At 70.3% G+C, this 26,832-nt stretch carries 22 protein-coding genes; 16 read left to right on the forward strand and 6 right to left on the reverse strand.

From position 1 onward, the window contains the following. Positions 1-80 precede the first annotated feature (80 nt). From FL311_RS21925 to cysI, 11 genes are all read left to right on the forward strand, one after another. Positions 81-4,445 (forward strand): non-ribosomal peptide synthetase, encoded by a 4,365-nt coding sequence (locus FL311_RS21925; RefSeq protein WP_228556993.1) that lies wholly within the window; start codon positions 81-83, stop codon positions 4,443-4,445. A gap of 99 nt (positions 4,446-4,544) precedes the next feature. Next, complete coding sequence (locus tag FL311_RS21930) at positions 4,545-5,036, forward strand: nuclear transport factor 2 family protein (protein ID WP_141327607.1); 492 nt, start codon at positions 4,545-4,547, stop codon at positions 5,034-5,036. Between the two features lie 15 nt (positions 5,037-5,051). Then, positions 5,052-6,167: a serine hydrolase gene (locus tag FL311_RS21935; protein ID WP_141327608.1), complete on the forward strand. Its 1,116-nt coding sequence runs from the start codon at positions 5,052-5,054 to the stop codon at positions 6,165-6,167. A gap of 84 nt (positions 6,168-6,251) precedes the next feature. Continuing rightward, positions 6,252-7,475: an alpha-hydroxy acid oxidase gene (locus tag FL311_RS21940; protein ID WP_194869310.1), complete on the forward strand. Its 1,224-nt coding sequence runs from the start codon at positions 6,252-6,254 to the stop codon at positions 7,473-7,475. 501 nt (positions 7,476-7,976) lie between these two features. Further along, positions 7,977-8,702 carry a phosphoadenylyl-sulfate reductase gene (locus FL311_RS21945; RefSeq protein WP_141327626.1) on the forward strand — a complete coding sequence of 242 codons (726 nt, stop codon included), beginning with the start codon at positions 7,977-7,979 and terminating at the stop codon, positions 8,700-8,702. Between the two features lie 14 nt (positions 8,703-8,716). Beyond that, entirely contained in the window at positions 8,717-9,349 is a 633-nt protein-coding gene (locus FL311_RS21950) for a bifunctional precorrin-2 dehydrogenase/sirohydrochlorin ferrochelatase (RefSeq protein ID WP_141327610.1), read from the forward strand. 20 nt (positions 9,350-9,369) lie between these two features. Next, complete coding sequence (gene cobA / locus FL311_RS21955; protein ID WP_141327611.1) at positions 9,370-10,170, forward strand: uroporphyrinogen-III C-methyltransferase; 801 nt, start codon at positions 9,370-9,372, stop codon at positions 10,168-10,170. Then, entirely contained in the window at positions 10,163-11,080 is a 918-nt protein-coding gene (cysD, locus tag FL311_RS21960; protein ID WP_141327612.1) for a sulfate adenylyltransferase subunit CysD, read from the forward strand. The genes cobA and cysD overlap by 8 nt, the downstream gene beginning before the upstream one ends. Then, a complete protein-coding gene (locus FL311_RS21965) occupies positions 11,080-12,798 on the forward strand; it encodes a GTP-binding protein (RefSeq protein ID WP_141327613.1) in 1,719 nt (572 codons plus the stop codon). Before cysD ends, FL311_RS21965 begins: the two co-directional genes overlap by 1 nt. After that, positions 12,795-14,630 (forward strand): assimilatory sulfite reductase (NADPH) flavoprotein subunit, encoded by a 1,836-nt coding sequence (locus FL311_RS21970; protein WP_141327614.1) that lies wholly within the window; start codon positions 12,795-12,797, stop codon positions 14,628-14,630. The genes FL311_RS21965 and FL311_RS21970 overlap by 4 nt, the downstream gene beginning before the upstream one ends. Beyond that, positions 14,627-16,336: an assimilatory sulfite reductase (NADPH) hemoprotein subunit gene (gene cysI / locus FL311_RS21975; RefSeq protein WP_141327615.1), complete on the forward strand. Its 1,710-nt coding sequence runs from the start codon at positions 14,627-14,629 to the stop codon at positions 16,334-16,336. Before FL311_RS21970 ends, cysI begins: the two co-directional genes overlap by 4 nt. Positions 16,337-16,339: 3 nt before the next feature. Here cysI and FL311_RS21980 read toward each other — a convergent pair whose 3' ends face one another. The 3 genes from FL311_RS21980 to FL311_RS45230 form a co-directional block, all read right to left on the reverse strand. Next, positions 16,340-16,918 carry an HD family hydrolase gene (locus FL311_RS21980; protein ID WP_141327616.1) on the reverse strand — a complete coding sequence of 193 codons (579 nt, stop codon included), beginning with the start codon at positions 16,916-16,918 and terminating at the stop codon, positions 16,340-16,342. An 80-nt stretch (positions 16,919-16,998) separates the two neighbouring features. Next, a complete protein-coding gene (locus FL311_RS21985) occupies positions 16,999-18,057 on the reverse strand; it encodes an SDR family oxidoreductase (RefSeq protein ID WP_141327617.1) in 1,059 nt (352 codons plus the stop codon). After that, on the reverse strand, positions 18,054-18,506 hold the full coding sequence (locus tag FL311_RS45230; RefSeq protein ID WP_255510356.1) for an MFS transporter: 453 nt from the start codon (positions 18,504-18,506) through the stop codon (positions 18,054-18,056). Before FL311_RS45230 ends, FL311_RS21985 begins: the two co-directional genes overlap by 4 nt. Before the next feature lie 106 nt (positions 18,507-18,612). On the opposite strand from FL311_RS45230, the gene FL311_RS21995 reads away from it, so the two are divergent. Then, positions 18,613-19,518, forward strand: a complete 906-nt coding sequence (locus FL311_RS21995; protein WP_141327618.1) for a LysR family transcriptional regulator — start codon at positions 18,613-18,615, stop codon at positions 19,516-19,518. A gap of 9 nt (positions 19,519-19,527) precedes the next feature. Here FL311_RS21995 and FL311_RS22000 read toward each other — a convergent pair whose 3' ends face one another. Further along, a complete protein-coding gene (locus FL311_RS22000; protein WP_141327619.1) occupies positions 19,528-20,391 on the reverse strand; it encodes an NAD-dependent protein deacetylase in 864 nt (287 codons plus the stop codon). Positions 20,392-20,795: 404 nt separating this feature from the next. Here FL311_RS22000 and FL311_RS22005 point away from each other — a divergent pair, with 404 nt between their 5' ends. After that, complete coding sequence (locus FL311_RS22005) at positions 20,796-21,263, forward strand: GNAT family N-acetyltransferase (protein WP_141327621.1); 468 nt, start codon at positions 20,796-20,798, stop codon at positions 21,261-21,263. 300 nt (positions 21,264-21,563) lie between these two features. After that, the gene (locus tag FL311_RS22010) at positions 21,564-23,132 is read left to right on the forward strand and encodes a DUF1570 domain-containing protein (protein ID WP_228556995.1); all 1,569 of its coding nucleotides are present in this window, start codon (positions 21,564-21,566) and stop codon (positions 23,130-23,132) included. A gap of 3 nt (positions 23,133-23,135) precedes the next feature. On the opposite strand, the gene coaA is transcribed toward FL311_RS22010, so the two are convergent. Together coaA and FL311_RS22020 are read right to left on the reverse strand one after the other, a co-directional pair. After that, positions 23,136-24,086, reverse strand: coding sequence for a type I pantothenate kinase (coaA, locus tag FL311_RS22015; protein WP_141327622.1), 951 nt, complete (start codon positions 24,084-24,086; stop codon positions 23,136-23,138). Between the two features lie 67 nt (positions 24,087-24,153). Further along, on the reverse strand, positions 24,154-24,885 hold the full coding sequence (locus FL311_RS22020; RefSeq protein WP_141327623.1) for a M90 family metallopeptidase: 732 nt from the start codon (positions 24,883-24,885) through the stop codon (positions 24,154-24,156). A 176-nt stretch (positions 24,886-25,061) separates the two neighbouring features. Between FL311_RS22020 and FL311_RS22025 the strand changes: the two genes are divergently transcribed. Together FL311_RS22025 and FL311_RS22030 are read left to right on the forward strand one after the other, a co-directional pair. Then, complete coding sequence (locus FL311_RS22025) at positions 25,062-26,426, forward strand: BamA/TamA family outer membrane protein (protein ID WP_228556996.1); 1,365 nt, start codon at positions 25,062-25,064, stop codon at positions 26,424-26,426. 137 nt (positions 26,427-26,563) lie between these two features. Continuing rightward, positions 26,564-26,832: DUF504 domain-containing protein (locus tag FL311_RS22030; protein WP_141327625.1), on the forward strand; the 269-nt coding region annotated here is incomplete at its 3' end.

Raw genomic sequence — 26,832 nt, forward strand, 5'->3', positions numbered from 1 at the left:
GCTACGTCGTCCTCTCCTCCGACGCTCCGCTTGACGCAGAGGCCCTCCGCGCCTTCCTCCTCCAGCGCCTCCCCGAGTACATGGTGCCCTCCGCCTTCGTCTCCCTGGCGGCACTGCCCCTGACTCCTTCCGGGAAGCTCGCTCGCAACCGGCTCCCCGCTCCGGACGTCGACGCCTTGCGTGGCGACTCCGCCTTCGTCGCTCCTCGCAACCCCGCCGAAGAGAAGCTCGCTTCCATCTTCTCCTCCGTCCTTCGCCTCGAGCGCGTCGGCGTCACCGACAACTTCTTCTCCCTCGGTGGCCACTCGCTTCTCGCCACCCAGGTCATTTCCCGCATCCGCTCTTCCTTCGGCGTCGAGCTGCCTCTGCGGGCCCTCTTCGAGGCCTCCACCGTCGCCTCTCTCGCCTCGCGAATCCTTTCCGCTTCTCGCGAGGCCCTCGGCGCTCAGCCTCCTCCCATCCTCCCTGTCCCTCGCACCGGGCCTCTTCCCCTCTCCTTCGCCCAGCAGCGCCTCTGGTTCATCGACCAGCTCCAGCCCGGCTCCGCCACCTACAACATGCCTTCCTTCGTGCGCCTCTCCGGCCCACTCGATTCGAAGGCTCTCCAGCTCAGCTTCGACGCCCTCGTCTCTCGCCACGAGGCCCTCCGTACGACCTTCTTCGAGCACGACGGTCAGCCCTTCCAGCGCGTCAGTCCGAACGGAGAGCTACCGCTGACGCGGGTCGACCTGCGCGGACTCGATGAAGAGTCCTCACGCACGGAGCTCCAGCGAAGGTTGCGCGAGGAGTACCAGCGGCCCTTCGACCTCTCCACCGGCCCGCTCATCCGCGCCCAGCTCCTGGAGCTCAGCGACACCGAGCACGTCCTCGCGCTCAACATGCACCACATCGTCTCCGACGGTTGGTCCATGGGTGTCCTCATCCAGGAGGTCGCCGCCCTCTACGACGCCTTCTCCCACGGCAAGCCGTCCCCCCTCTCGCCCCTCTCCATCCAGTACGCCGACTTCTCCGTCTGGCAGCGCTCCTGGCTCCAGGGCCCTGTCCTCGACGCGCAGATCGACTACTGGCGTCACCAGCTCACGGGCCTCCAGCCCCTGGCGATGCCCATCGACAAGGCCCGGCCTCCGCTCCAGACCTTCCGAGGCGCCACGCAACCCGTCTTCATTCCCCAGGCTGTCACCGCGAAGCTCAAGGCGCTCTGCCAGCGAGAGGGCGCCACGCCCTTCATGGCGCTGCTCGCGGCGTGGCAGCTGCTGCTCTCGCGGCACAGCGGGCAGGACGACATCGCCGTCGGCTCGCCCATCGCCGGCCGTCACCGCTCCGAGGTCGAAGGCCTCATCGGCTTCTTCGTCAACACGCTCGTCTTCCGTGCCCGCATCGCTCCGCGCGCTTCGTTCGTCGAGCTGTTGCGTCAGGTGCGTGAGACCGCGCTCGGCGCCTACGCGCACCAGGACATCCCCTTCGAGCGACTCGTCGAGGAGCTGCATCCCGCGCGCGACCTGAGCCGCAGCCCCCTGTTCCAGGCCCTGTTCGTCCTCCAGAACACGCCCGAGTCCTCCATCCAGAACACCGAGCTGACGCTGAGCCCGGTCGACGTGGGCTCGGTGGTCGCCACCGCCAAGTTCGAGCTCCAGCTGAACCTGACGGAGACCCCGGACGGCGTCTTCGGAGGACTCGGCTACAACACGGACCTGTTCGAGCGCGCCACCATCGAGCGCCTGGCCCGGCACTTCGAGCAGCTCGTCGAGGACATCACCCAGCGCCCCGAGGCCGCCCTCTCCGAGCACGCCATGCTCACGGAGGACGAGCGTCGCGACGTCCTCGACACCTGGGCCCTGGCGCCCGCGCGAGTGTCCACGGACTCCACGCTCCCGGAGGTCTTCGCCCGCGTCGTGGCCCAGGCTCCTGATGCCGCCGCGCTCATCCACGGCGATACGAGCCTCACGTACCGACAGCTCGACGAGCGCTCGAACCAGCTCGCCCGACACCTGCGCGCCCTCGGCATCTCCACGGACTCCCGCGTCGCGCTCGCCCTCGAGCGTTCACCCGAGCTCGTCATCACCCTGGTCGCCATCCTCAAGGCCGGCGCCGCCTACGTCCCGCTCGACACGTCCTATCCGCGGGAGCGTCTGGCCTCCATGCTCGAGGACTCGCGGCCCGGAGTCCTCATCACCACGAGGGCGCTGCTCCCCAACCTCCCCGCGGAGGGCCTCACCACGGTCCTCCTGGACGAGGTCTCACTGGCGCACCAGTCCATCGACGCCGTGCCGCACGCCGCCCTCCCGGAGTCGCTCGCCTACGTCGACTTCACGTCCGGCTCCACGGGCAGGCCCAAGGGCGTTGGCAGCACCCATCGCAACGTCATCCGCACGCTCATCGGCACCGACTACACGCGGTTCGGTCCCGAGCAGACGCACCTGCTGCTCGCGCCCATCTCCTTCGACGCCTCGACGTTCGAAATCTGGGGCGCGCTGCTGCACGGCGCGCGACTGGTCATCCTCCCCCCGCACGCGCCCTCGCTCGAGGAGCTCTTCCAGGCCATCGCCCGCCACGGCGTCACCACGCTCTGGGCGACCAGTGGTCTGTTCTCGCAGCTCGTCGAGGCCCGCCTGTCCGCGCCCGCCTCGCTCCAGCGCGTCCTCACGGGCGGCGACGTCGTCTCGCCGCTCCACGTCCGCCGCGCGCTGACGGAGTGGGGAGTGCCCGTGGGCCACGCCTACGGCCCCACCGAGACCACGGTCTTCGCCACCATGTTCACCCTCGAGGGCGTGGAGGACCTCGGGTCCACATTGCCCATCGGCCGCCCCATCCTCGGCACGAGCGTCCGGGTCCTGGACGCGTCACTTCAGCCCGTCCCCGTCGGTGTCACGGGCGAGCTGTTCATCGGCGGCGAGGGCCTCGCGCGGGGCTACGTCGGCCAGCCTTCGCTCACGGCGGAGCGCTTCATCCCCGACGCGTTCTCCTCCGAGCCCGGCGCGCGCCTCTACCGCACCGGCGACCTCGTTCGCTGGCGGCACGACGGCCTGCTGGACTTCGTCGGCCGCGCGGACGCGCAGGTCAAGGTCCGAGGCTTCCGCATCGAGCTGTCCGAGGTCGAGTCGGCCCTGCTCGCGCATCCCGCCATCCGGGAGGCCGTGGCCATCGCCCGCGAGGACGTCCCCGGTGACAAGCGCCTCGTCGGCTACTTCGTCGGTGACGACGTGGACACGACGTCGCTGCGCGCCTTCCTCAAGTCGCGGCTGCCCGAGTTCATGGTGCCGTCGTCGCTGCTGCGGCTCGACGCGCTCCCGCTCACCGCGAACGCGAAGCTGGACCGCAAGGCGCTGCCGGCTCCCGAGTCCGTCCTCGGTGCTCCGTCCGAGACGTATGTCGCGCCGCGCACGCCCACCGAGGAGCTGCTCGCGTCCATCTGGGCGGACGTCCTCCGAGTCCCCCAGGTCGGCGTCTCGGATGACTTCTTCGAGCTGGGTGGCCACTCGCTGCTCGCCATCCGCTTGATGGCGCGGATCCGCGAGCGGACGGGCAGCTCGCTCCCCGTCACCGCGCTCTTCCAGGGCTCCAGCATCGAGCGACTGGCCTCCGTGCTCGAAGCGCAGCAAGCCGGAGTGCGCGCCCTGCCGAACCTCGTGCGACTCGACGCGGGCACGTCCACCGAGCGCCCGCTGTTCCTCGTCCACGGCGGCGGCGGCAGCGCGCTGGGCTACACGGAGCTGGTGCGCAGGCTCACTCCGAGCCGTCCCATCCACGGCTTCTCCGCCAGCGGGCTCGACGGGGGAGAGCTGCCTCCGGCCTCGGTCGAGGTCCTCGCGCGCGACTACCTGTCGCAGCTTCGCGTCGTGCAGCCCAAGGGGCCGTACCTGCTCGCGGGCTGGTCCTTCGGCGGGCTCGTCGCGCACGAGATGGCGCGTCGACTCCAGGCGCAGGGTGCGCAGGTGGAGCTGCTGGTCCTGGTCGACAGCCACGCGCCCCGGCCGGAGCCGCGCCCTGCACCCGAGGCGCTCACGCAGTTGGTGTCCTTCGCGCACATCCTCGGATTGCCGTGGCGGGAGCTGGCCGTGGACCGGGAGCGACTGACGCGGCTCGAGGGGCGTGAGCGACTGACGTACCTGCTGGAGCAGGCGCGCGTCGCGGCACCGGGCCTGGACCTGGACCTCGACACCGTGGAGCGGCTCTTCGCTCTCTATCAGCGGATGAGCGCCGCGCAGCGGGCCTACGTCCCCACGGGCGCGCCGTTCGAAGGGCCCAGCGTGCTCATCCGGGCCAGCACGCCACTCGAAGGCGTGACGGTGACGCCGGACCTCGGCTGGGGTGCGTGGCTCGCGACCGCGCCCACGGTGCACGAGGTCCCGGGAGACCACTACACGATGCTGCGCGCGCCGCAGGTCGACACGCTCGCGGCGCTGTTCGAGCAGCTCCTCGCGGCGCTGAAGCGGGACGCGGCCTGACGTCTCCCGTCAGACGCGACTCGACGGAATAAGCGCGGCGGCTCTGGGTTTCCAGGTCCGCCGCACGAACACACCTCGCCGTCCTGTCACGGAGCCCGCGTGAAGCTGTCTCTCCTGCTGCTCTCCTGTCTCGTGTCGCTGCCCGCCTTCGCGCAAGCAACAGCCAAGGACACCACCGCGGCGCGTCAGCAGATCACCGCCGTCGTCGACGACTTCCGAGACGCCATCCTCCAGAAGGACAAGAAGAAGTTCCTCGGCTTGTTCCTGCGCGAGGACATCACCTGGCAGTCCGTCGATGGCGACGAGCGCTTGAAGCGCCGCCAGCAGAAGGACCCCCAGGCGACGCGGGTCAATCTGACGGCACGCGAGACGCCGACGCGGTTCATCGACGGAATCGTGGCGAACAAGGGGCGCAGCGAGGAGAAGTTCATCAACGTCCGCATCGACACGGACGGAACCATCGCCTCGGTCTCCTTCGAGTTCACCTTCCACTTCGATGACCGCGTCATCAACCGAGGACAGGAGAGCTGGCACCTGGTGAACACGGACTCGGGCTGGAAGATCGCCTCCGTCATCTGGTCCAACAACTAGGGCGGAGGACCCGACATGGCTCTCTTATCTGTCCTGGCCCTCGCGTCCTTCTGCATGGGGGCCGCGCCCCTGGCCGTGCCGCGGGATTCCGTCGCCACGAAGCTCGATGCCCATCTCCGGACCTATGTCGAAAAGGAGGGCTTTCGCGGCGCGGTGCTCGTCGCGAAGGACGGGAAGGTGATTCATCGCGCCGCATATGGACTGGCGGACGAGAAGGGCAAGCGCCCCAATCAGGTGGACTCCCAGTTCCTCATCGGCTCGCTCACCAAGTCCTTCACCGCCGTGACGGTGATGCAGTTGGTGGAGGCCGGCACCCTGGACCTCCAGGCCCCCCTCTCGCGATACCTCCCGAAGCTGCGCGCCGACCTGGGCAACAGCCTGACGCTCCACCTGCTGCTCAAGCAGCGGTCCGGACTGCCCATCCACCTGGACTCCCTGGTGGAGCGCGAGTCCGAAACAGATGTCTCCTCGGCGGAGATATTGCGGCTCATCAACACCGCGCGCCTCTCGTTCAAGCCTGGAGCGAAGTACGAGTACTCCAACCTGAACTACCACCTCGCGGCCCTCGTCATCGAGGCCGTCACGGGCAAGTCCTATGCGCAGGTGCTCCAGGCGAAGACCTTCGGCCCGCTGGCGATGTCGGACTCAGGCATCGAGCGCGCCACGAACGTCCCGTCCAAGCGGTCGTTCGGCTACGCCAAGGGCCTGCTGGGCGTTTCACGCGACGAGAACAACGTCTCCTATGCCCTGGGCTCGGGCGACATCTACGCGACGGTCGATGACCTGTACACCTGGGCGCAGGCGCTCTTCGGAATGAAGTGGCTCTCCGCGGAGAGCAGGACGCGGCTGTTCACAGGAGGGACGCGCGCGCAGGGCTACTACGGCTATGGCTTCCGGATTCAGCCCTACCAGCGAGGCCCCGGCGTGCAGGAGCGCGGCGTGCTGGTGCGGCACGGAGGCTCGATGGATGGCTTCCTCTCCAATCTCCACCACTACACCGAGGACCGACTGACCGTGATTGTCCTCGGGAACGTGCGGCCCTTCCCCATCCGCGCGCTGACGTTCGAGCTGAAGGAGCTGGCCCTGGGGGTCGAGCCAGGGAGCCGCTCGCGCGCGGAGGTTGACGAGTAACCCCGCGGCTCATCGCCTGGGTGACGCAGTCCAGGCCAGGGCTGCTATCCTCGGGAGCGTCGTCGCTTCCCCGGAGCCCACATCGTGAGCGTCAGCATCGAGGACCTGCGTCAGCGCGCGCGGCGGCGGCTGCCCCGGACCGTCTTCGACTATGTCGAGGGCGCCTCGGACGACGGCTTCACCGCCGAGGCGAATCGACGGAGCTTCGAGCGCTATCTCTTCCGCGCGCGCTCGCTCGTGGACGTGAGCGTCATCGACCCCTCCGTCACGCTCCTGGGAGAGCGGCTCGCCACGCCCATCATCCTCGGCCCCACGGGGCTCGCGGGCCTGCTCGCACCCCGTGGAGAAGAGCTGGCCGCCCGGGCCGCCGCGAGCCGGGGCGCCATCTTCACGCTCAGCACCATGTCCATCGGGACGATTGAAGAGGTCGCCGCCGCGTCCTCCGCGCCCCTCTGGTTCCAGCTCTATGTCTGGAAGGACCGTGGCGTCACGCAGTCCCTCGTGGAGCGCGCGAAGGCCGCGGGCTACCGCGCGCTGTGCCTCACCGTGGACGTGCCCGTCATGGGCAACCGCGAGCAGGACCGGCGCAACGGCTTCACCGTCCCGCCGCGCCTGCACTTCTCCAACGTGATGGACGTGCTGCGCCACCTCGGCTGGGTGCTGCGCATGACGTCCAGCCCGCGCGCCACCTTCGGCAACTTCGTGGACCACCCCGCGCTCACCCAGGCGAACGCCGTGGGCGTGGCGCGCTTCACCAACAGCCAGTTCGACCCCGCTGTCACGTGGAAGGACGTCGAGTGGCTGCGCTCCATCTGGCCCGGCCCCCTCGTGCTCAAGGGCATCTCTTGCGCGGAGGACGCGCGCAAGGCCGTGTCGCTCGGAGTCGAGGCGCTCGTCGTGTCGAACCACGGCGGACGACAGCTCGACTTCCTCCCCGCCGCCCTCGACGTGCTGCCCGAGGTCGTGGACGCCGTGGAGGGCCGCTCCGAGGTCATCCTCGATGGCGGCATCCGCCGGGGCTCGGACATCGTGAAGGCCATCGCCCTGGGCGCTCGCGCCTGCATGGTGGGCCGCCCCTTCCTCTACGGTCTGGCCGCGAACGGACAGGCCGGCGTGGAGCAGGCGTTGGACCTCCTCACCTCCGAGGTCGACCGCACGCTCGCGCTGCTGGGCCGCCCGCGGCTCTCGGAGCTGGACCGCTCGGCGCTGCGACTCGACGCCCCCGCGTCCCTGGAGCACGCCACGACGTCCTCCCACCTGGGGCCACATGCCCTGCCACGACGCACGGGTGGGGCTCACGAGTCGTGAAGCGGAGCGTGGGTTGACGGCTCACCCTGTCAGCCGTTAGCTTGCGCTTCGTGCTGATGCCTTCCACCTCGATGGCCGCGCCGTTCCGCCGCTGCTGTCAGGGGTGTGCCTGTTGTGCCCGCTCGGGCCTGGGCTGTTGAAGCGCGCGTCGGACGCTCCCTGAGTCCTCGTGCCTCGCCCAGCGCCACCTCGCCCCGAGGTCCGGCGCTCCCCTTCCGCACACCGCTGTTCCCCCTTCGTCGCTCCTCCCATGCGCCTTGCCTTCCTCCAGCCCTCCGCCATGTCGCCGGCCCTCCAGCGGGCCCGCGCGTCCGCGTGCGCTGACGTGAAGGCCGCCTGTTGCTGTCTGGCGTGTGCGTGCGTGGTGTGTCCGCCTCCGGGCGGCCCACGAGCCTCGAGGAGTGGATAGCCGTCCCATCCATCCCCTGACCTGCTCGCGCGGCCCGCCCTCGAAAGAGGCGCGGGCCTTTTTGTTTTCCCCAGGAGCCCACCGTGTCTTCCGTGCAGTCCACCTCACCCACCATCCCCCCGCTGCTCTCGGAGGCGACCGCCCTCGGGGAAGCCACCGCGCAGACGCTCCTCGAATGGGTGGAGCAGCGGCTCGGCGCACGCGCGGCCATCGCCTCCAGCTTCGGCGCGGAGGACATGGTCCTCATCGACCTGGCGCGCAAGCACGCGCCCGGCGTGCGCGTCTTCACGCTCGACACCGGGCGGCTTCCTCCCGAGACCTACGAGCTCATCGAGGTCGTCCGCAGGCGCTACGGCATCGAGGTGGAGACGTACTTCCCCGAGCGCGCCCAGGTGGAGGCGCTCGAGTCCGCGCGCGGCTACTTCTCCTTCCGCCAGGACCTGGCCTCACGCAAGGAGTGCTGCGCCATCCGCAAGGTCGCGCCCCTGCGTCGCGCGCTGCATGGCAGGGAGGCGTGGTTGACGGGCCTGCGCCGCGAGCAGTCCCTCAACCGCACGGACGTCCGCGTCGTCGAGCTCGATTCGGCGCATGGCGGACTGCTCAAGCTCAACCCCCTGGCGGCGTGGAGCCGGCAGCAGGTCTGGGCCTACATCCAGGAGAACGGCGTCCCCTACAACGCGCTCCATGACCGGGGCTACCCCTCCATCGGCTGCGCGCCCTGCACCCGCGCCGTGAAGCCGTACGAAGACGAACGCGCGGGTCGCTGGTGGTGGGAGGCGCGCGAGCACAGCGAATGCGGCCTCCACCCCGTCCGATGAACCGAGGCCCCACCATGACGACCGCCATTCCTGTCGACTATCCCATCTGCCTCCGCCTGGAGGGCCGCCGCGTCCTGCTCGTCGGAGGTGGCGCCATCGCCGAGGGGCGCGCCCTGGCCCTCCTCGAGGCGGGCGCACGCCTCCAGCTCGTGGCGCCCACCGTCACCCAGACGCTCGCGAAGCTGGCCGGGGAAGGCCGGCTGGACTGGGTGCCACGCACCTATGAAGACGGAGACACGCGGGGCCACGCGCTGGTGCTGACAGCCACCGATGACGCGTCGGTGAACCAGCGCATCGTCACCGAGGCGCGGGCGCGCGGGCTCTGGGTCAACACGGCGGACGAGCCAGAGCTGTGTGACTTCACGCTGCCCTCGGTGGAGCGCCGTGGCCCCATCACCGTGGCCGTCTCCACCGCCGGGCAGGCTCCCGCGCTGGCGAGGCACCTGCGCCGCGCCCTCGCCGCGCACATCGCGCCCCACCACGTGCTGCTCGCGAGGCTGAGCGGCTGGCTGAGACGACAGCTCCCCAGGAGCCCGCGTCGCCAGGAGCTGCTCAAGCGGCTGGCGGCGGGAGACCTCGGCGTGCTGCTCGCGCGCGGGGAGCAGGCGCGGGCCTTCGCGCGGCTGCGCACGGAATTGAAGCACTGAAAGTCGTCGGGGGAGCCCTCATGAAGGAGTCATCGAGAGGTCGCGTGTACCTGGTAGGAGCGGGCCCGGGAGACCCGGAGCTGCTCACGCTGCGCGCCGCGCGCCTGCTGCGCGAAGCGGACACGGTGGTCCATGACCGGCTCATCCACCCCGGAGTCCTGGAGCACGCGCGTCCCCATGCGCGGCTCATCTACGTGGGCAAGGAGGGCGGAGGCGACTCCGTGCGACAGGAGGACATCCACGCCGTGCTCATCGCGCAGGCCCGGCTGGGTCGCGCCGTGGTGCGGCTCAAGGGCGGAGACCCGTTCGTCTTCGGGCGAGGCGCGGAGGAGGCGCTCGCGCTGGAGGACGCGGGCATCCCCTACGAGGTGGTGCCCGGCCTCTCCGCGGGCATCGCCGTCCCCGCCTCCGCGGCCATCCCCGTCACCCACCGGGACCTGTCCGGCGAGGTGACGTTCGCCACCGCCTTCCGCGCGGGGGGCGCCCCGGACTGGTCCTTCCTCGCACGCGCAAAGACACTGGTGCTGTTCATGGCCGGGCAGCGGCTGGAGGAGACGACCACAGCGCTCATCTCCGCGGGCCGCGCGTCGAAGACTCCCGCCGCGCTGGTGGAGGCAGGCACCTGGGAGCATCAACGCGTGGTGGAGGCCACGCTGGGAGACCTGGCCCGACAGGCACGGCAAGCGGGCCTCGGCTCCCCGGCGCTCCTGGTCGTGGGCGAGGTGGTCTCGCTGCGCGCGCGGCTCGCCTCACTCACCGCGCGCCGTGACGCGACGCCGGAGCAACCCCTTCCTCGTCGGGCGGAGGCCGGACATGACTGAAACGACACACGCTCGCGCCACGCACCTGGAGGAGCTGGAGGCGGAGAGCATCCACATCCTCCGGGAGACGGTGGCCGAGTTCGCCAACCCGGTGATGCTCTACAGCATCGGCAAGGACTCGCAGGTGCTGCTGCACCTGGCGCGCAAGGCCTTCCATCCCGCGCCCCTGCCCTTCCCCCTGCTGCACGTGGACACCACGTGGAAGTTCCGGGACATGTACACGTTCCGGGACGGCTTCGTGGCGCGGCACGGGCTGAAGCTCCTGGTGCACCAGAACCGCAAGGCGCTCGCCGAGGGCATCAACCCGTTCGACCACGGCAGCCAGAAGTACACGCACGCGATGAAGACACAGGCGCTGCTGGAGGCGCTCGCGCTGCACGGCTTCGATGCCGCCTTCGGTGGGGCCCGCCGCGACGAGGAGAAGTCCCGCGCCAAGGAGCGGGTGTTCTCGTTCCGGGACAAGCACGGCCAGTGGGACCCGCGCCGTCAGCGTCCGGAGCTGTGGAACCTCTACAACGGCCGCGTCGACGCGGGCGAGAGCATGCGCGTCTTCCCCCTGTCCAACTGGACGGAGCTGGACGTGTGGCACTACGTGCTGCGCGAGCGAATCCCCGTGGTGCCGCTCTACTTCGCCGCCGAGCGGCCCATCATCGAGCGCAACGGCACCCTGCTGATGGTGGACGACGAGCGCATGCGCCTGCGCCCCGGCGAGAAGCCCACGCCGCGCAAGGTGCGCTTCAGGACGCTGGGGTGCTACCCGCTCAGCGGCGCCATCGAGTCCTCGGCCACCACCGTGGAGGCCGTCATCCACGAGATGGTCCACGCCCGACAGTCCGAGCGCCAGGGCCGGCTCATCGACCACGACGAAGAAGGCTCCATGGAGCTGAAGAAGCGCGAGGGGTACTTCTGATGGACACCGCACTCCAGGCTCCACGCGAGCCCGACCTCCAGCGCCTGCTCGACGAGCACGCCCACCGTGCCCTGCTGCGCCTCGCGGTGGTGGGCTCGGTGGACGATGGGAAGTCCACGCTCATCGGCCGGCTCCTGTACGAATGCGATGGGCTGTTCGAGGACCAGATCTCCGCCGTGCGAAAGGCCAGCGCGAAGCGGGCCGCCGCCGCGCGCACCGAGGCACTGGCCCAGGGACTCAAGGCCGCCGCCGGCGGAGGGGACGAGGAGGAGCTGGACTTCTCCCTCTTCACCGATGGCCTGCGCGCCGAGCGTGAGCAGGGCATCACCATCGACGTCGCCTACCGCTACCTGTCCACGGCGCGCCGGAAGATCATCATCGCGGACACGCCGGGACACCTGCAGTACACGCGCAACATGGCCACGGGGGCCTCCACCGCGGACGCGGGGGTCATCCTGGTGGACGCGCGCCTGGGCGTGCTGCCGCAGACGCGGCGACATGCGTACATCGCCTCGCTGCTGGGCATCCCCTACCTCGCGGTGGCGGTGAACAAGATGGACCTGGTGGGCTACGAGCGCGCCACCTTCGAGCGCATCGGCAGCGAGCTGGCGGACTTCGCGCGCACCCTGGGCTTCGAGGGCGTGCGGCTGTTCCCCGTCAGCGCGAGCCGGGGCGACAACATCACCCGCCCCAGCGCGCACACGCCCTGGCACGAGGGCGGCACGCTCTTGAGCTGGCTGGAGTCCCTGCCGCACCAGCGCCGGCTGGACGGCGCGCCGTTCCGCTTCCCCGTGCAGTACGTGATTCGACCGCACCAGGATTATCGAGGGCTGGCGGGACAGGTCGCCTCGGGCACGGTGCGCGTGGGGGACGAGGTGCAGGTGTTGCCCTCGGGGCGCAGGACCCGGGTGGAGGCCATCGACACGTTCGACGGTCCACGCGAGGACGCCTCCGCGACCGCGTCCGTCACGCTGCGCCTCTCGGACGACGTGGACGTGAGCCGGGGCGACGTGCTCTCCCACGTGGACCAGCCGCCGCTGGCCCTGCAGCACCTGGACGCCATGCTGGTGTGGTTCGGTGAGCAGCCGCTGGATGCGACGCGCCGCTACCTGGTGAAGCAGGGCACCCGCACCACCCCCGCGCAAGTCGAGCGCGTGCTGTGGCGCAAGGAGCTGGAGGACCTGTCGGAGGCGCCCGCGGAGGCGCTCGCGCTCAACGACATCGGCCGCGTGCGACTGGTGTGCCGCCGCCCGCTCCTGTGCGACGCGTACCAGGAGAACCGTCGCACGGGCGCCTTCATCGTCATCGACGCCCTCACCCACGACACGGTGGGCGCGGGGATGGTGCTGGGCCCGGCCGAGTCCGCGTCCCGCACGGGCACGTCGCTGGTGTCCCAGGTCGAGCGTGAACAGCGGCTGGGACAGGCCGGCGCCATCGTCCTGCTTCCCTCGACACCGGAGGCCGCGGGGCGCGCCTTCGCGCTGGAGCGCAGGCTGTTCGACCTCGGCCGCGTCGTGGCGACCGTCGCGGGCGATGTGGAGGTCGCGCTCGCCCTGTCACGCGCGGGGCTGGTGGCGCTGGTCCACGCGGACGCACCCCAGCTTCGCCGGGTGCTGCGCGAGGAGGCCCAGGAGGCGCGGACGCAGTGGTGGGAGCTGGACGACACCGAGACCTTGGAGCAATGGGTGGAGCACCTGACGCCGGAGGCCGGGACATGAGCGTCTCGTCTCCAGGGAGCCTGACTCCGACACCGCCCTTCCTCGACGCGCTGCTCGGCGCGGAGCGGGGCACGCAGCTGCTGCGGCTGGTGGAGGGGTTGGATGCCTCGGCCCTGCACTGGCTGAGTGGCTACGCCGCGGGGCTCGCGACACGCGCGGCCAGCGTGCAACCGGTGACTCACGCCGTACCACCGGCGGAGACCTCCGTCGCGCCGCTCACCATCGTCTACGGGACGCAGACGGGGAACAGCCGCCTGCTCGCGGAGCGCTTCAAGCAGCAGACGGAGCGCGCCGGGTTGCCGGCGCGGCTGGTGAGGGCCAGCGAGTATCCGGTGCGAGAGCTGGCCCGGGAGAAGCTGCTCGTCGTGGTCATCAGCACGCAGGGCGATGGAGACCCGCCCGACGACGCGCGCGGATTCTGCGAGCACCTCCTGGGCAAGCGGGCGCCCCGATTGGAGGGGCTGCGCTACGCGGTGCTCGGGCTGGGTGACTCCAGCTATCCGAAGTTCTGTGAGGTGGGGCGACAGCTCGACGAGCGACTGGCGGAGCTGGGCGCTTCGCGGCTGGCGGCGCGCGCCGACTGCGACCTGGACTTCGAGCCCGTGGCCTCCGGCTGGCTGGACCAGACCCTGGAGCGCGCACGGGAAGCGCTGGAGCCTCGCACGCCCGTCGTCGCCACCGTCGTTCCCTTGCGAGGCGGCCCCGCGGCCCCCGTCGTCAGCAAGCAGGCTCCGTTCGCCGCGCCCGTGCTGGCCAACCAGCGAATCACGGGACGCGGCGCACTCAAGGACGTGCGCCACGTGGAGCTGTCGCTGGAGGGCTCGGGCCTCGAGTACACCCCGGGCGACGCGCTCGGGGTGTGGGCACCGAATGGTCCCGAGTTGGTGGAGGCGGTGCTGACCACGCTGCGCCTCGAGGCCTCGGAGCCGGTGACGCGTGATGGGAAGACCTGGTCGCTCGGCCACTGGCTGACGGAGGAGCTGGAGCTGACACGGCTGAGCCGCCCATTCCTGGAGCGACAGGCCGCGCTCAGCGGCAGCGAGGAGCTCGGCGCGGTGCTGTCTGCGAGTGGCTCGGAGGCCTTCCGTGCGCTGCTCCGTTCGCACCAGGTCATCGATGTGCTCCGTCAGCACCCCGCCCCCTGGAGCGCGACGGAGCTGGTGCTCGCGTTGAGGAAGCAGACGCCTCGGCTCTACTCGATTGCCTCGAGTCCCAAGCGCGTGGGCGCGGAGGCGCACCTGACGGTGGCGGTGGTCGACTACACGGCCTTCGGCGCGCGGCACCTGGGCACGGCGTCCCACCACCTGGCCACGCGTGTGGACGGGACGGACACGGTCCGCGTCTTCGTCGAGCGCAACGAGCGCTTCCGGCTCCCGGAGGACGGCGCGCGGGACGTGGTGATGATTGGTCCTGGCACGGGGGTGGCGCCGTTCCGGGGCTTCGTGCAGGAGCGCGCGGAGACCGGCGCGAAGGGCCGCAACTGGCTCTTCTTCGGCGAGCAGCACTTCCGCACCCAGTTCCTGTACCAGACGGAGTGGTTGGAGGCGTTGAAGAAGAAGACGCTGCACCGGCTGTCGGTGGCCTTCTCGCGCGACACCGCGGAGAAGGTCTATGTGCAGCAGCGCCTGCGCGAGTCGGGCAAGGAGCTCTACGCCTGGCTGGAGGGAGGCGCGGCCATCTACGTGTGCGGCGATGCCCAGCGCATGGCGCCGGATGTCCATCAGGCGCTCGTGGACATCGTTGTCGAGCACGGCGCTCGCGGCCGCGAGGACGCCGAGGACTGGTTGAAATCCCTGCGGGACGAGCGGCGCTACCTGCGTGACGTCTACTGAAGCCCGATTGCGAGCGAAGACATGAGCCCCAGCCCAAGCCCCTCTCGGAAGTCGAACACATCAAGGCGAACAGCCGCCTGTTGCGCGGTACGCTGGCGGAGAGCCTGGCCGACCCGGTGACGGGCGCCATCGCCCCCGCCGACACCAGCGTCATCAAGTTCCATGGCAGCTATCAGCAGGACGACCGGGACGCTCGCGAGGAGCGTCGTCAGCAGAAGCTGGAGCCGGACTACAGCTTCATGTTGCGCACCCGATTGCCCGGCGGCGTGTGCACGGCGTCGCAGTGGTTGGTGATGGACGGGCTCGCGCGTGAGCACGCCAACGGGACGCTGCGCATCACCACCCGGCAGGCCTTCCAGTTGCACGGCATCCTCAAGGGAGACCTCAAGCCGACCATCGCGCGCATCAACGCGGCCCTCATCGACACGCTGGCCGCCTGCGGTGACGTCAACCGCAACGTGCTGTGCAACCCCAACCCGGTGGACACCCGGGTGCACGCAGTCGTCTACGACTGGGCGGTGCGCCTGTCCGAGCATCTGCTGCCCAGGACGCGCGCGTACCATGAGCTGTGGCTCGGAGAGGAGAAGGTGGGCGGAGGCGAGGACGAGCCGCTCTACGGCGCGACGTATCTGCCGAGGAAGTTCAAGGCGGCGGTGGCGGTGCCGCCGGAGAACGACGTGGACCTCTTCGCCCAGGACCTGGGCTACATCGCCATCCTCGAGGACGGCGTCCTGAAGGGCTTCAACGTCACGGTGGGCGGCGGCCTGGGGGCCACGCATGGAGACGCGAGCACGTTCCCCCGGCTCGCGGATGTCATCGGCTTCGTGGTGCCGGAGCAGATGCTGGTCGTGGCGGAGGAGGTGCTGAAGCTCCACCGTGACCATGGGGACCGGGGCAATCGCAAGCGCGCGCGGCTCAAGTATGTCCTGGAGGACAAGGGCGTCGCGTGGTTCACGGAGGAGCTGGAGCGCAGGCTGGGGTTCGCGCTGGAGCCCGCGCGGCCCTTCACGTTCGAGCACAACGGGGACCGCTTCGGCTGGCGTGAGGGCCATGACGGGCGGTGGCACCTGACGCTGCACCTGGACAGCGGGCGCGTGGCGGACAGGCCTGGGGCGCCGCACCTCACGGGCCTGCGGGAGATTGCTCGCATCCACTCGGGTGACTTCCGGCTGACGCCGAACCAGAACCTCATCATCGCGGGGATTCCGCCGGAGTCGCGGGAGCGAATCGAGGCGCTCGTCCGGGAACATGGGCTGGAGGGCTTCCGAACGGCGAGCCCGCTGAAGCGCAACGCGCTCGCGTGCGTGGCGCTGCCGACGTGTGGCCTGGCGATGGCGGAGGCCGAGCGCTACCTGCCCACGTTCGTGGAGCGGGTGGAGGCTCGGCTGAAGACGCATGGCCTCCAGGACGCGAACATCCTGCTGCGAATCACCGGCTGTCCGAATGGGTGCGCGCGGCCGTATCTCGCGGAGATTGGACTCGTGGGCAAGGCACCGGGTCGCTACAACCTGCACCTGGGTGGGGACAGTCGGGGTCAGCGGCTCAATCGGCTGTACCGGGAGAACGTCGACGAGGCGGCCATCCTCGACACGCTCGAGCCGCTGTTCGCCGCGTATGCGCGAGAGCGGCGGCCTGGGGAGGGATTCGGGGACTACGTGGTGCGAGCGGGGCACGTGGGCGCTCCGCGAAGTCCCCAGGCCGCGTGAAGCTCAGGCGCCGAACCAGCCGCGCTGGCGTGCGTCCTCGAGGCGGGCTTCCAGGTAGGTCCACAGGGCGGGGCAACCCGCCTGGATGGGCGGAGCGATGCGAGCCACCACGCGGGCGTGGCTGACGCCGTTCTCGCGCCAGCTCTGCCCTTCCTTGGACAGGTTGAGGAGGACGGGCATGGCGCGGTCCACGGCGTTGGCGTAGCGGGACTCGGGAGTCTCTGCCTGTTCGAACTCGCGCCACAGGGCCAGGAAGAGCGGGCCCTGGGGTTCGGGCAGGAGTCCGAAGATGCGCTCCACGGCGGCGAGCTCGGCCGCCTTGCGCTCCTTCCAGCCGCCCTCGACGAAGGCCAGGGTGTCACCGGTGTCGATCTCTCCCACGTCGTGCACGAGCAGCATGCGCACCACCCGGTCCATGTCGGTGCCCGCGGGTGCGTAGGCGGAGAGCGAGAGGGCCAGCAGCGCGAGCTGCCAGCTGTGCTCCGCGGAGTTCTCGTACCGCGTCAGCCCCAACGGCTTGACCTTGCGAGTCACGCCCTTGAGCTTGTCCAGCTCCAGGATGAAATCGATGATTTGCTGCATCGGATTCTCGCCCACTGTCGTGCCTCCCGAGGCGCTCGAGTCGTCTCGGGGATTCCATCACACGTGTCGACGGTGCGCGCCTACGGGATGACCTTCATGCGTCGCAGTTCGTCGAAGAGGCGAAAGAACATGGCCTGGGTGTCGACGAATTCGTGGAAACCGAAGCGGCGTGCCTTCGTCCCGTCGGCGAACATGTCGTAGTCCCACGAGAAGACGAAGTCACCGAAGCGCCACGACGACACGTCCTGGTACGAATGCCCCGCCAGTCCGTGCTTCGCCGTCATCGCGTCCCAGAGCGGCCCCTTGTCCGCCATCACCACGTCCAGGGACATGGGCAACCCCGGCGCCACCTCCAACCCGAAGTAGCGCGCGATGCTCGGCCACAGCTCGCTCCACCGGAACAGGTCTCCGTTGTTGATGTTGAACGCCTGATTCGCACACCGCGGCTCCGTCGCCGCCCACACCGTGGCCTTCGCGAGCAGCCCCGCGTCCGTCATCTCCAACAGCGCATGGTACGCCCCCGGCTTCCCCGGGAACCTCAAGGGCAACCCCAGCTCCTTCGAGATGGACGCATACACCGCGAGCACCAACGCCAGGTTCATCGGATTGCCCAGCGCCACGCCTCCCACCACCGACGGACGGATGGCCGACCACGTCCACGCCTTGCCCCGCTGACGCTGCTCCAGGAAGCGCTGCTGGTCCACGTTGAACTCCGGAGGCATGTGCTCCGGGTCCGTCTCCCGCGCCGGCGTCTTGAATGGCCCCAAATGCGCGCCATACACCTTGTAGCCCTGCATCAGGCTGACATGACGCAGCCCCGGGGCCACCGGCTCGATGGCCTCCACGACATTCACGAGCATCGCCAGGTTCGGCGCCACCAGCTCCGCCCACGTCGGCCGGTCCTGATACGCGGCGTAGAAGACGTGCGTCACCCGCCCCAGCTCCGCCAGCTTCGCCCGGCAGTCCCCCGCGTCGAGCAGGTCCACCTTCACGTGCCGCACCCGCCCCGCCGACTCGCCCCCGCGTCTCGACAGGCCGATGACCTCCCAGTCTCCCAGCGACGCCAGGTGCTCGATGAGGTTCTTCCCGATGACACCCTGCGCCCCCACCACGAGCGCGACCTTGTCCTGTGCATTCATTGCAGGCTCCCATGCAGCACCGCGCCGGAGCGCGGCTCACGCGACTCCATCCACAGCGCCACCAGCACGACGAGAATCGCGGACACCGGCACCACCCCCGTCGCCACCACGGAGCCCACGCCGAAGAACGTCCCATGCGACAGCGCCGTCAGCACCCGGGCCACCATCAGCGTGCCGTACGTGGGCGCCAGCGCGCAGAGCACGTTGCCCACCGTGAAGATGACCATCAATCCCAGCAGCATGTGCTTTCTGGACCAGCGTCCCGTCAGCACCGTGAGCACGGGCGCCCCGGCCACCACGCCCAGCGCGTAGCCGGAGATGAGCAGCCCCGCCGTGGAGATGGAGACGCCCAGGTCAGCGCCCACCTCCATCAACAAACCCATGATGACGAACTCCGTGACGCCGATTCCAAAGGCGCCCGCGGTCAATGCGAACAAGGCCAGCGGCATGGCTTCGTGGCCCTCCGATGAAGAAGTGGATGGGCCCTTGTATGGACGGCACGATTTCCGTGCGGTAGAGCGCCGTGCGGAACAGGACTTGTGACTTCGGCTCACCATGGCTCGACTCGACGTCAATCGCTTCGGAGAGATGGAGGTCTTCGTGAAGGTGGTGGAGCTGGGCGGCTTCTCCGCCGCGGCCCGCGCCTTCCGGATGACGCCCTCGGCGGTGAGCAAGCTGGTGGCCCGCCTGGAGCAGCGACTGGGAGCCCGCCTGGTCAACCGCTCCACCCGCGCGCTCCAGCTCACCCCGGAGGGCTGCGGCTTCTATGAGCGCAGCGTGCGCATCCTCGCCGAACTGGAGGAGGCCGAGCGCGGCGCCGCCACGAGCGACGAGCCCCGAGGCCGCCTGCGCGTCAACACCAACGCCGCCTTCGGCCGCGTGCTGCTCATCCCCCTGCTGCCCGGCTTCCTCGCCCGTCACCCCGGCGTGTCGGTGGAATTGGTTCTCACGGACCAGCTCATCGACCTGCTCGACGAGCGCACCGACGTGGCCATCCGCCACGGCCAGCTCAAGAGCTCCCAGCTCACCTCGCGCCGCCTGGGCGAGACGCGGATGGTCATCGTCGCCTCACCGGACTACGTGAAGCGTCACGGCCTGCCCCAATCGCCCGAGGAGCTCGGCGCCCACAACCGGCTGGGCTTCAGCTACGCGCGCGCCATCGAGGGCTGGCCCCTGAAGGAAGAGGACGCGCAGCTCGCCGTGCCGCCCATCGGCAACGTCCAGGCAAGTGACGGCGAGGCGCTGCGACAGCTCGCCCTGGCCGGCGTCGGACTGGCGCGGCTGGCGCGCTTCCAGGTGCAGGACGACCTGGACAAGGGACACCTCGTGCCCGTGCTCGAGGCGCACAACCCCGGCGACACCGAGGCCATCCACATCCTCTTCATGAGCCAGGGAGGCCACCTGCCCTCGCGCGTGCGAGCCTTCGTGGACCACCTCACCGCCCACGTGCGCATCCCCTGACGCGCGACCTCAGGCCCGCGTCAGTCGCGAGGCGAGCCGGGGCAACACATCCCCCGCGCTCGCTTCGATACACAGGTCCGCCAGCTCCACGCCGCGACACTCGCCCAGGTTGAGGATGGCGATGGGCACCTGTCGCTCGGAGGCGCGCACGAGGAAGCGATAGCCGGAGTAGATGGCCAGCGACGAGCCCACCACCAGCAGCGCGTCCCCCTCCTCCAGCAACCCGAACGCATCCGCCACCGTGGGCGCGGGCACGTTGTCCCCGAAGAACACCACGTCCGGCTTCAGCGTCCCGCCGCAGCGCAGGCACTCGGGCACCCGGAAGGCCTGGAGCGCCTCCGAGCTCAGCTCCGCGTCACCGTCCGGCCGCAGCTCCAGCACCTGGTGGGTGAAGTCCGGATTGAGCGACAAGAGACGCTCCTGCAGGTCGACGCGCGCCTCCTGCGCCCCGCAGTCCAGGCAGCGCACGCGGGCCAGCGCGCCGTGCAGCTCGATGATGCGCGTGCTGCCCGCGGCGTGGTGCAGCCGGTCCACGTTCTGGGTGATGAGCCCTCGGACCTGGCCTCCCTGCTCCAGCGCGGCCAGCGCCTGGTGCGCGGCGTTCGGACGGGCGGCGGCGAAGCGGGGCCAGCCGAGCAGGCTGCGCGCCCAGTAGCGGGCCCGCACCTCGGGGCGCTGGAGGAACTCGCGGTGCTGGATGGGGTTGCGTGCGCGGGCGCGGGTGCCCGGGCCGCGATAGTCGGGGATGCCCGACTCCGTGCTGCACCCGGCGCCGGTGAGCACCACCGTGCGCCGTCCCCGCAGCAACGACGCCAGCGCCTCCACGTCCTCGGCGGCTCCAGGCACGGGTGACGTCAGCGGCGATTGGCTCATGGCGGCCTACGTATAACGGCCACCCCGCCAACTTGCCCAGCCTCCCTGCCCGCCCTCTCCGCCCCAGGAGCGGGACTCCACCCCGCCGGCCAGGCTGGCGAGCGGGCCGCCGCCCGATGAGGCCTGGAGTCCAGGCGTTGCCGTGGCGAGCGAGCATCAGCGCGCCGACGTCGACGAGTCGTCGCGATGCAGCGCGTCGGCGACACCCGCGCGGTCCGCCTCGCCAGGGGCGATGAGTCGATGCCACCGCGCTGGCCACGCCCACGGGGGTTGGCTCACCGTTGGCGACAGGTCGACTCCAGGGCCCCGGCCACACCCGAGCGCAGCGCGGGGGACACTTCGGAAGAAGGCAACGCCTGGTCGACGCCGCTCCACGGGGGGCCATCCGTGATAGACGCCCGCCCATGCCCAGCTGGCAATGGAAGGCGTTCGCGGAGCTGACGCTCGAGGAGCTGTACGCGGTGCTCGCGCTGCGGCAGGAGGTCTTCGTGGTGGAGCAGCGCTCCATCTACCAGGACGTCGATGGCCTGGACCCGAGCTCGCTGCACCTGCTCGCCCACGAGGGAGAGGGCCTGGAGCGCTTGCTCTGCGCGTACCTGCGCATCCTCCCGCCCGACGTGAAGTTCCCCGGCGCCGCGAGCCTGGGCCGCGTGGTGACTTCACCGCGGGCCCGGGGACGCGGACTGGGCAGGGAGCTGACCGAGCGCGGCCTCGCGCGACTCGAGGCCCTGTACCCCGACGCCACCATCCGCATCTCCGCGCAGGACTACCTGCGGGCCTTCTACACGAGCCTCGGCTTCGTCGCGGAGGGCGAGGTCTACGACGAGGACGGCATCCCGCACATCGAGATGTCCCGCCGGCCCCGTCGCTGAGCCCCGCGCGGGTGGGTTGTTGTGGAGCGTCGTGAGGGCGCGCACGCCGCAATGGCGACGGCGGGGTCCTCCGGCTTCACCTCGGATACGTCGAGCCTGGCCGTGTCGGAGCATCCGAACGACACCGTCCAGGGCGCACGCACCCGTCCCGTCAGCCCGCGTCCACGGACCTGTGCACGCGTCGTCATGTCGTCTTCCTGTTCGGAAGACCTTCGTGGAAACGAGGACGGTCCCCACGCATATCGAAGCGCGCTACGCTGACGGGACCTTCCACCTCCCGCCCGACGAGTGCGTGTCTTCGTGTCCGAGCGCTTGCGACTGACCTTGCTGATGCTGGCGCTGTGGCTCGGCGCCTCGGGCTGCGTCATCGGCCCGCGCTTCACGCGCTGCCCCGGCGAGGGAGGGCGCGGCTGGGTGGAGCTGGACAGCGAGCACTACACGCTGCGCACGGACCTGCCTCCCGAGCAGGCTCGCGAGGCGATGGGAGAGCTGGAGCGCATGCGCGTGGTGCTGCTCGCGGGCATGTGGCCCTCCGCGCTCCGACAGCCGATGGCGAAGCTCTCCGTCTACGTGCTCGCGGATTGGAAGGAGTTCAAGGGCCTCTACCCGCGCCGCGTGCAGGCGCTCTACCACCGCTCCGAGACCGAGGCGCTCATCGTCCTGTCCGGCCCCCCCTCGGCGTGGGCGCGTCGCTACTCCGCCCTGTCCATGGACGCCTCCTCGCGGCTCAACCACGAGCTGGCGCACTACCTGAGCTCCTACGTCCTGCTGCGCCAGCCCCTGTGGCTCTCCGAAGGGCTCGCCGAGTACCTGGAGACCGCGCAGCTCACGGCGGACGGCAGGAGCGCCGTGCTGGGCGTCCCCAACAAAGACGCAACCTATGTGGCGGCCCGGATGCTGCGCGAGTCGGTGGACAGCGCCCAGGGCGGTGGCGTGATTCCCGGCGTCCTCGCCTGGGAGCCGGGGCTGAACTTCGAGGAGCAGGACCGCGAGCTCTCCTCCATGTACGCGGGGAGCTGGGCGCTGGTGCACTGGCTCATCCACGAGCGCGCCGGGCGCTTCGCTGAACTCCAGACGCTGCTGTCCCAAGGGATGGCGCCCGACGAGGCCCTGCGCAGGGCGTTGCCGGAGCTGGCGCAGGGCACGATGGACCAGACGCTCTGGGAATACCTCCGAGGGCGCCCTCCCCCGCCACGGCAGGTGGTGGCGCCGCCCACGGACCTGGCCTTCGTCGAGCGAGCCCTGGAGGACGCGGAGGTGCACGCCACGCGCTCGAAGCTGGCCGCGCTGGGAGCGTCGATGGCCCGGCAGGCGGCGCTCGTGAAGAACCGCCAGGTGCTGGCCCGCAAGGAGCTGGACGAGGCCCTGCGCATCGACCCCCAGGGACTCCCGGCCCTGGCGGTGAAGTCCGCCGAGGCCTCGCGCGAGGAGAAGCTCACGCTCGCGAGGACCGCGGTGCGCGCCCACCCCGATGACAGCGGCGCGTGGCTGCTGCTCGGCGCCGCGCTGGAGTCGGACGAGGCCGCCCAGGAGGAGCGCGAGGCCGCCTACAAGAAGGCCCTCTCGCTGGAGCCGCGGAGCATCCCCGCCACGAAGGGGCTGGCGTGGCTGTACGTCACCCAGGGCCGCTCCGCGGAGGCGCTGCCCTTGGCCCAGTGGGCCGTGTCGCTGGCGCCGTGGAGCCCCTCCGCGCTGGACACCCTGGCGCTGGCGCTCGCGGGACAGGGGCGCTGCGAGGAGGCCATCCAGCTGGAGCACCGCGCGCTGGGACACCTGCGCGAGCAGCGCAGCACGGAGCAGGAGCACGTCCTGCGCGAGCGCCTGGCGAAGCTCGCCGACGGCTCGCTGTGCAAGCCCTCGCCGCCGTGACGGCTACAGCTTGCGCAGCCGCACGCGCTTGACCTTGTGGTCCGGCCCCTTGAGCAGGATGAGCCGGGCGCGCGAGCGCGTGGGCGCGATGTTCTGCGCCAGGTTGGGGCCGTTGATGTCGCCCCAGATGTTCTCCGCCATGGCCGTCGCCTGCTCGGGCGTCAGGTCCGAGAAGCGCCGGAAGTAGCTGCGCTCGTCGCGGAAGGCCGTCTGCTGCAGGCGCAGGAAGCGGTCCACGTACCAGCGGCGGATGTCCTGCTCGCTGGCGTCCACGTAGATGGAGAAGTCGAAGAAGTCCGACAGGAAGGTGTGGGGGATGCGCTGCCCGACGACGCCGGACTGCAGGACGTTGAGGCCCTCCAGGATGAGGATGTCGGGCTGGCGGATGACCTTCGCCTCCTCGGGCACCACGTCGTAGACGAGGTGCGAGTACACGGGCGCCGTCACCTCCGCGCGTCCCGCCTTGAGCTCCGCGAGCAGCCGCACCAGCGCGCGCCGGTCATAGCTCTCCGGGAAGCCCTTGCGGTTCATCAGGCCGCGCTCGGTGAGGACGCGGTTGGGGAAGAGGAAGCCGTCCGTGGTGACCAGCTCCACCCGCGGGTGGTCCGGCCAGCGCGCCAAGAGCGCCTGGAGGATGCGGGCCGTGGTGCTCTTGCCCACCGCGACGCTGCCGGCGATGGCGATGATGAACGGCACCTTCCGCGTGGTGCCCCCCAGGAAGGCCTGCTGCTCGGCCCACAGCCGCTGCGCGGCCGCCACCTGGAGGTTGAGCAGCCGGGACAGCGGCAGGTAGACGTCCGAGACCTCCTCCAGGTCCAGGTGCTCGCCCAGCCCTCGCAGCCCGTCCAGGTCCTCCGTCGTGAGCGTCAGCGGCGTGGAGGCGCGCAACGCCCGCCAGGCCTCGCGCTCCAGCTCGACGAACATGGACACCGAGGGCACGGCGGCTGCGGTCATGGAGAGGCTCTTTTCCGGAGGCTGCTGGATACCGCGCCTACCACAGCGCGGCGCTCGGTGCGCGGGCTCAAGTGCCGGAGGCGGGGTCCCACCCGTAGAAACGCTTCAGCTCTTCATACAGGTCGGGAGTCTTCTTGCGCATCCGCTCGGGCCGCTCGAAGAAGTTCTCGCTGGCCACGGCGAAGAACTCCGCCTCGTTGAGGGCGCCGTAGTCATCCAGCACCTGGCGCTCGCGGGGGCGGCCCTGCTGGAGCGCGTGGAAGTGCTCGCTCATCACCGAGGCCCAGGTGCGGTAGTGCGAGTAGCTGCGCAGCTTCGGCGTGCCGTCGAAGGCGCCGTCGGCCCGGTCCAGCACGTGGGCGAACTCGTGGGTGGCGGTGTCGTGGCCGTCGTCGGGGTTCTTCAATCCGCCGAGCACCGCGGCCCAGGACAGGATGACCGAGCCCCAGTGCTTCGCCTCCCCCAGCACCACGCCGGTGCGGTCCGGCAGCAGGAAGGCGTCCGGGTACACGATGACTTCGCGCAGCCGGTCGTAATACGACAGGTCCAGGTGCACGACGAGCTGCACGGCGGTGGCGGCCACGACGACGCGAATCTCGTCGGTGATGGCCAGGCCCCCCGCGCCGATGAACTCCTTCTCCCAGACGAAGACCTTCAGCTTCGCGAGGAAGTCCTCGCGCAGGGAGGGCGACAGCCGGGAGAAGAACGGGACCTGGGCCTCCAGGTGGCCCAGCCACTCGGAGGGGAACGGCCGCCGCAGCAGACGTCGGCGTCGGAGCTGGCGAAACAGACCGGTCATCGGGACACGACCCCGGGGACGTCCCGGAGCTTCCTCGGGGGCAGGCATAGCAAATGTTTCTCGGTCGTGCCTTCCCGTCACTCCGCAATCCCGATGGACCGGCGGTGGCGGTAGGGTGCGACCCGGAGGGCTCGAGGCCGGTAGCCCCCGACGCGGTCATGGATGTGCGACGAATCATGAGCGGACGAGTGGTGAAGTGGTGCGCGCTGCTGGGACTCGCCCTGGGGGCGGGGCAGGCGGGCGCGCAGGAGCCGGGGCAGGTGGTGGACGAGGTGGTGGTGCGCGGTCCGGAGAAGACGCGCCCGGAGACGGTGCAGGCGTACTCGCGCATCGACGCGGGGGACGAGCTCACCTTCGAGCAGCTGGACAAGGTGGAGCGACGGCTGCTCGCCACCGGTCTGTTCCAGGAGGTGACGGTGCGCACCGAGCCCACGGGCCCGGGCCGCGTCCGCCTCATCCTGGAGGTGGAGGAGAAGGCCTCGTGGGTGGTGGCGCCCACCTTCGCGTTGTCGTCGGACAACGTGGGCGGCGGCGTGCTGTACGCGGAGAACAACCTGTGGGGCCGCAGCAAGAAGTTCGCGACCGCCGCGCAGGTGAGCACCGCGGAGAGCGGCCTGTTCGTCGGCTACCTGGACCAGAACGTCTTCGGGCTGCCGCAGCTGCGCTTCAGTCTGGAGGGCCAGCTCCGAAGCGACCGCATGGACGAGTACCAGCCGGGAGCAGGCCAGGAGGACCCGGAGGTGGTGCGCCGCACGCGCCTCAACTCGGCCTCGCTGGCCGGTGAGTTCGGCGTGATGCTCTTCGAGCGCGTGCGCGCCGCGGTGAAGTACCGGCTGATGAGCATCGACGCGAAGTCGCCGGACGCGAAGGAGGAGGTCACCACGCCCGCGTTCTCCACCGGCCCCGCGCAGCAGGACGCGTCGGTGCGGCTGATGGTGGGAATCGACACGCGGCAGAACCTGCACGCGGTGATGGAGGGCATCAACCTGGAGGCCTCCTACGAGGTGTCCAATCCCGAGGTGGGCAGCGACTTCCGCTACCGGCGCTTCGGGCTGCTGTACCGCCACGGCCTGCGCCTGTTCGAGGAGCACAACGTGGTGCTGCGCGGCGAGGCAGCCGCGGGCGTGGACCTGCCCTTCCACCAGGAGCTGGTGATGGGCGGCAACTCGCTGCGTGGCTTCGTCCACCGGCAGTTCCGCGGCGACACGCGCCTGTCGTTCACCGCCGAGTACCACTTCCCGCTCTTCACCATCCGCCAGCTGTCCTTCCGGGGCGTGGGCTTCTCCGACACGGGGCTGATGGTGTGGAGGGACCTGCCCGCCGACGGTGAGCTGCGGGACGTGAACGGGCGCGTGGTGCGCGGCTACCTGCCCGACAGCAAGAGTGGCCTGAAGGGCTCCACCTTCGCGCAGGGCGTGGGCGCGGGCCTGCGGCTGTACCTGCGCAACATCGTCCTGCCGTTGGTGGGCGTGGACGCGGCCTACGGCGTCAACTCGGGGGAGTTCCGTTTCTACCTGGTGGCGGGCGTCAGTCCGTCCTGAAGCGGACTGTCAGCCGGGTGAGTCCCGCGGCGTCCGGTGCGGCGCGCGGGACGTCCCCCTTCGAGCAGTCAGCGCGACTACGCTCGCGGGAAGCCAGCGGCTCGCCGTCCTTCCTCTTCTCCCCGTGGGTGCTCACCATGTCCCAGGAACGCTTCACGACGAGCCGGGAGGTGTACCACCGCATCCGGTGGGACCCTCGGCTGGAGGCCCGTGAGTTCGTCATCGGCTACGACACCCACGGCGAGCGCCTGGAGGAGATGCCGTTCGAGGCCTTCGTGCCGGACGGCGAAATCCCCTGGCACCGCGTCTGGTACTTCAAGCGCGGGCGCGAGGTGGTGTGGGACCGCAAGGAGCGCATCGACCGGCTGAACCACCTCGTCGAGCCACCCGCCGAGGCTCCCGCCCC

Origin of the sequence: Myxococcus sp. AB025B, from assembly GCF_006518215.1 — a bacterium.
In the GTDB taxonomy this organism is placed as follows: Bacteria; Myxococcota; Myxococcia; order Myxococcales; family Myxococcaceae; genus Myxococcus; species Myxococcus fulvus.

What these genes read in the sequence shown, in the direction of transcription:
- FL311_RS21925 (WP_228556993.1), top strand. Translation starts at nt 81, where the DNA reads ATGGTGCCCTCCGCCTTCGTCTCCCTGGCGGCACTGCCCCTGACTCCT.
- FL311_RS21935 (WP_141327608.1), top strand. Translation starts at nt 5,052, where the DNA reads ATGGCTCTCTTATCTGTCCTGGCCCTCGCGTCCTTCTGCATGGGGGCC.
- FL311_RS21950 (WP_141327610.1), top strand. Translation starts at nt 8,717, where the DNA reads ATGACGACCGCCATTCCTGTCGACTATCCCATCTGCCTCCGCCTGGAG.
- cobA (WP_141327611.1), top strand. Translation starts at nt 9,370, where the DNA reads ATGAAGGAGTCATCGAGAGGTCGCGTGTACCTGGTAGGAGCGGGCCCG.
- cysD (WP_141327612.1), top strand. Translation starts at nt 10,163, where the DNA reads ATGACTGAAACGACACACGCTCGCGCCACGCACCTGGAGGAGCTGGAG.
- FL311_RS21965 (WP_141327613.1), top strand. Translation starts at nt 11,080, where the DNA reads ATGGACACCGCACTCCAGGCTCCACGCGAGCCCGACCTCCAGCGCCTG.
- FL311_RS21970 (WP_141327614.1), top strand. Translation starts at nt 12,795, where the DNA reads ATGAGCGTCTCGTCTCCAGGGAGCCTGACTCCGACACCGCCCTTCCTC.
- FL311_RS21980 (WP_141327616.1), bottom strand. Translation starts at nt 16,918, where the DNA reads ATGCAGCAAATCATCGATTTCATCCTGGAGCTGGACAAGCTCAAGGGC.
- FL311_RS21985 (WP_141327617.1), bottom strand. Translation starts at nt 18,057, where the DNA reads ATGAATGCACAGGACAAGGTCGCGCTCGTGGTGGGGGCGCAGGGTGTC.
- FL311_RS45230 (WP_255510356.1), bottom strand. Translation starts at nt 18,506, where the DNA reads ATGCCGCTGGCCTTGTTCGCATTGACCGCGGGCGCCTTTGGAATCGGC.
- FL311_RS21995 (WP_141327618.1), top strand. Translation starts at nt 18,613, where the DNA reads ATGGCTCGACTCGACGTCAATCGCTTCGGAGAGATGGAGGTCTTCGTG.
- FL311_RS22000 (WP_141327619.1), bottom strand. Translation starts at nt 20,391, where the DNA reads ATGAGCCAATCGCCGCTGACGTCACCCGTGCCTGGAGCCGCCGAGGAC.
- FL311_RS22005 (WP_141327621.1), top strand. Translation starts at nt 20,796, where the DNA reads ATGCCCAGCTGGCAATGGAAGGCGTTCGCGGAGCTGACGCTCGAGGAG.
- coaA (WP_141327622.1), bottom strand. Translation starts at nt 24,086, where the DNA reads ATGACCGCAGCCGCCGTGCCCTCGGTGTCCATGTTCGTCGAGCTGGAG.
- FL311_RS22020 (WP_141327623.1), bottom strand. Translation starts at nt 24,885, where the DNA reads ATGACCGGTCTGTTTCGCCAGCTCCGACGCCGACGTCTGCTGCGGCGG.
- FL311_RS22025 (WP_228556996.1), top strand. Translation starts at nt 25,062, where the DNA reads ATGAGCGGACGAGTGGTGAAGTGGTGCGCGCTGCTGGGACTCGCCCTG.